At 72.8% G+C, this 4,050-nt stretch carries 4 protein-coding genes and 1 pseudogene; 3 read left to right on the plus strand and 2 right to left on the minus strand.

Going from position 1 to position 4,050, the window contains the following annotated elements; genetic code table 11:
* Nucleotides 1-386: pseudogene (locus A612_RS13960) on the minus strand (DNA-processing protein DprA); the annotation flags it as partial.
* Between the two features lie 37 nt (nt 387-423).
* Complete coding sequence (locus A612_RS13965) at nt 424-1,650, minus strand: LysM peptidoglycan-binding domain-containing protein (RefSeq protein ID WP_019375076.1); 1,227 nt, start codon at nt 1,648-1,650, stop codon at nt 424-426.
* Nucleotides 1,651-1,846: 196 nt separating this feature from the next.
* Between A612_RS13965 and def the strand changes: the two genes are divergently transcribed.
* The 3 genes from def to A612_RS13980 form a co-directional block, all read left to right on the plus strand.
* Entirely contained in the window at nt 1,847-2,371 is a 525-nt protein-coding gene (def, locus tag A612_RS13970; RefSeq protein ID WP_019375077.1) for a peptide deformylase, read from the plus strand.
* Nucleotides 2,372-2,391: 20 nt separating this feature from the next.
* A complete protein-coding gene (gene fmt / locus A612_RS13975) occupies nt 2,392-3,375 on the plus strand; it encodes a methionyl-tRNA formyltransferase (protein WP_040437017.1) in 984 nt (327 codons plus the stop codon).
* A partial coding sequence (locus tag A612_RS13980; RefSeq protein ID WP_040437018.1) for an AzlC family ABC transporter permease occupies nt 3,372-4,050 on the plus strand: 679 nt, incomplete at its 3' end. The genes fmt and A612_RS13980, both read left to right, overlap by 4 nt.

Consider the following 4,050-nt stretch of genomic DNA (forward strand, 5'->3'; position numbering starts at 1 on the left):
GCCAAGCTGGCCTCGGGCGCGAACGGCACGCCTGGCGCCAGCCACTGCGGCGCCCCCATGAGGTAGAGCAGGAGCGGCGGGTCCTCGATCGCAGTCAGCGCCGGCGGGTAGGCCGGATCGCCCAGCGCGACCACTGCGCGCCCGGTCTGCGGGGCGGCGGACTGCAGCCACTGCCAGGTCCGCTCGATGAGCGCCTCCAGCTCCCCGCCCGGCTGCGCCAGCGCGCGCGCCGCCGCGGCACCGACGCAATCGCGCCACGCGGCCTCGCCCTGCTCGAACACCGCCTGGGGCAGGCCAAAGGCCGAGAGCAGCTTGCGCGCGCCGGCGTTGCCCACGCCCGGCGCGGCCGTCAGGCGCAACCAGGCTGCCAGTTCTGCGCGTTCCATGGCCCGGGCCTGCTGCGCGAGCGGCGCCGCGCCGCCCTCACTCCGGGTTCACCAGCCGGTCGCCCACGCGCACCGGCTGGGCGGCCTGCAGGATCAGCGCATAGGAGACGCGCTCGAAGGTGCGAAACACCATCACCAGGCCGTTTTCCTCGCTCGGCAGGCGCACCGCCGTGCGCTCGCCGTCGGTCTTGTCGACGATGCGCTGGCCGCGCGTGAGCAGGCGCAGCACGTGGCCCGGCTGCATGCCGTCGTCGCTGCCGCGGTTCAGCGCGACGACGTTGTTCTGGCCGGCGTAGCGCACCGCCAGGCTGCCGTAGATCGAGACCACGGCGGCGTCGACTTCCTGCTCGGGCGCGCGCGGCACGTAGTTGCTGAAGCTGCGCTCGGGCGCCGGCAGGAGGCGGTCGCCCACCCGCACCTCCTCGCGCGTGCGGCTCAGGTCGACCGTGGCCGGCACGTACTCCTCGACCATGCGGCCCTGCTTGTCGGGCACCTGCTCGGACGATTCGCCCCGCACAAGCGTCGCCTGGCCCACGTACTGGGCCTCGTAGCCCAGCACTTCCTGCGTGAAGGGGTCCTTGAGCGGTGCGGCGCTGCGGAACACGCGGTAGTGGCGCGGCACGCCCGGCTCCAGCTCCAGCGGGCTGCCCTGCGGGCCGCGCACGTAGACGCGGTCGCCGCCGGCCATGACGACGCGCTCGTCGCGCGTGGCGATGACGCGCGGCGCCTGCTCCAGCGTGAGCTCGTCCACTACCAGCGGCTCGGCCAGGAAGTGCTCGATCAGATGGGGCTTGAGCGTCGGCAGGGCCGCGCCCGACAGGCTCTCGCTGCGCGTGCGCGGCGAGACGCGCACCGTCTCGGGCGCCGTGCTGCCCGGACGGCTGGTGCGCAGGCGTGCGTGGCCGTCCACCGTCTCCAGGTACAGCGTCTGGCCGGGGAAGATCAGGTGCGGGTTGGCGATGGAGTCGAGGTTCATGCCCCACAGCTCCGGCCAGCGCCAGGGCTGGCGCAGGTACAGCGCCGAGATGGCCCACAGGGTGTCGCCGCGCTGCACGACGTAGCTCTCGGGCGCATTGGGCGCCAGCTCCGCCAGCGGCACGCCGCGCGCGGCCACCTGCTGGGCGGTGGCGCGCTGCCCTGGGGTGACGGGGTGCTGCTGCGCCTGGGTGGCCAGCGGCGCGGCCGCACCCGCCGCCAGTGTCAGTGCCGCCAGCACTGCGTGCACGCGTGCCGCGCGCCGTGGATGTTGGTGCCTGTCGTACATGGATCGATCCCCTCCCGCCTGCGCCGGTGTGTTCTTGCTTGGACTGTGCGGACCGGCGCCACCGCCTGCCTTGCAGCAGCGCGAAATGCCCGCAGATTCTGGGCTCAAGCCCTTGATAGGGCAACGATTATTGCGGCTGGGCCGCCCCCTGTCGCCGCGAAGTGGCGAAAATCACGACAATTTCCCTCTTCTTGCCATGGCCATCCTTCCCATCCTCTGCTATCCCGACCCGCGCCTGCACAAGGTCGCGCAGCCCGTCACCATGGTAGATGACCGCGTGCGCGCCCTGCTGGACGACATGTTCGCGACCATGTACGACGCCAAGGGCATCGGCCTGGCGGCCACCCAGGTGGACGTGCACGAGCGCATCGTGGTCATCGACGTCTCCGAGGAACGCAACGCGCCGCTGGTGCTGATCAACCCGGAGATCCTCTGGGCCAGCGAGGAGACGCGCGTCGGCGAGGAGGGCTGCCTGTCGGTGCCCGGCATCTACGACGGCGTCGAGCGCGCGCTGGCGGTGCGCGTGCGCGCGCTCGATGCCCAGGGGCAGGAACAGGTCATCGAGGCCGAGGGGCTGCTGGCGGTGTGCATCCAGCACGAGATGGACCACCTGATGGGCAAGGTCTTCGTCGAATACCTCTCGCCGCTCAAGCGCGGGCGCATCAAGACCAAGCTGCTCAAGCAGCAAAAGCAGCAGCAGCCCCAGGCCGTGCGCGCATGAGCGGCGCCCCTGCCGCCGGCCTGCGTGTCGCCTTCGCCGGCACGCCGGAGTTCGCGCGCGTGGCGCTCGATGCGCTGCTGGCGGCGGGCTTCGAGGTGCCGCTGGTGCTGACCCAGCCGGATCGCCCGGCCGGGCGCGGCATGAAGCTGCAGGCCTCGCCCGTCAAGCAGCTCGCGCTCGCACGCGGCATCTCGGTGGCGCAGCCGCGCAGCCTGCGCCTGGACGGGCGCTGGCCGCAGGACGCCGCCGCGGCGCGCGCGGCGCTGCAGGCCGCACGGCTGGACGCCATGGTGGTCGCCGCCTACGGCCTGATCCTGCCGCAGTGGGTGCTGGACACGCCGCGCCTGGGCTGCCTGAACATCCACGCCAGCCTGCTGCCGCGCTGGCGCGGCGCGGCACCGATCCACCGTGCCATCGAGGCGGGCGACGCCGCGACGGGCGTGACCATCATGCAGATGGACGCGGGCCTGGACACCGGCGACATGCTGCTGCGCGAGGCCGTGCCGATCGGCCCCGGCGACACCACCGCGACGCTGCACGACACGCTTGCCGCGCTGGGCGGGCGGCTGGTCGTGCAGGCGCTGCAGCAGGCCGCGCGCGGCGCGCTCGCGCCGGTGCCGCAGCCGGACGAGGGCGTCACCTACGCCCACAAGATCGAGAAGGCGGAAGCCGCCATCGACTGGTGCGCGCCGGCCGCGCAGATCGCCCGGCGCGTGCGCGCCTTCGACCCCTTCCCCGGCGCCAGCACCACGGCCGCGGGCGAGCCCCTCAAGCTCTGGGCCTGCGCGCCAGAGCCGGAAGCGGCCCTGCAGCCGGGGTCCGTGCCGGGCAGCGTGGTGTCGGTGGGCGACGCGGGGGTGGACGTGCTGTGCGGCGATGGCCGGCTGCTGCGCCTGACCGAGCTGCAGCGCGCAGGCGGGCGGCGCCTGGCGGCGCGCGACTTCCTGCGCGGCTTCCCGCTGCCCGTCGGCACGGTGCTCGGAGAGCCGGTGGCCGAGCCATGAGCCGGCAGGCGGCAGTGCGCGACTGGCTGGCCGATCCGTGGGCACGGCTGGGCGCGCGGGACATGCTGGCCACCTGCCTGGGCATCGGCGCCTGGGGGCTGGTGACCGGCGTGGCAATGGTGAAGGCTGGGATGCCGGTATCGCTGGCGGTCTTCATGTCGCTGATCGTCTATGCCGGCAGTGCCCAATTGGCCGTGCTGCCGCTGCTGACCGCCGGCGCGCCGCTGTGGGTGGTCTGGCTCACGGCGACCTGCGTGAACCTGCGTTTCGTGATCTTCAGCAGCATGTGGCGCAGCTACTTCGCCCATCTGCCACGGCGCCACCGCCTGTGGCTGGGCTATTTCAGCGGCGACGTGATCTTCGTGGCCTTCATGAAGCGTTTCCCGCGCCCGGAGCCGGCGCCGGAGCAATTGCCGTATTTCTGGGGCGCGGCGGTCGCCAACTGGCTGGCCTGGCAGGTGCCGTCGATCATTGGCATCCTGGCGGCCAACGCCATCCCGCTGTCCTGGGGGCTGGGCTTTGCGGGCGTGCTGGCACTGCTGGGCATCCTCCTTTCGATGCTGGTGGACCGGGCCAGCTGGCTGGCGACGCTGGTGGCCAGCACGGCGGCGATCGCCACCTTCGCGCTGCCGCTCAAGCTCAACATCCTGGTGGCGATCGCGGCCGCCGTGGCGG

It is taken from the genome of Melaminivora alkalimesophila, from assembly GCF_000282995.1.
GTDB classification, from domain to species: domain Bacteria; phylum Pseudomonadota; class Gammaproteobacteria; order Burkholderiales; family Burkholderiaceae_C; genus Melaminivora; species Melaminivora alkalimesophila.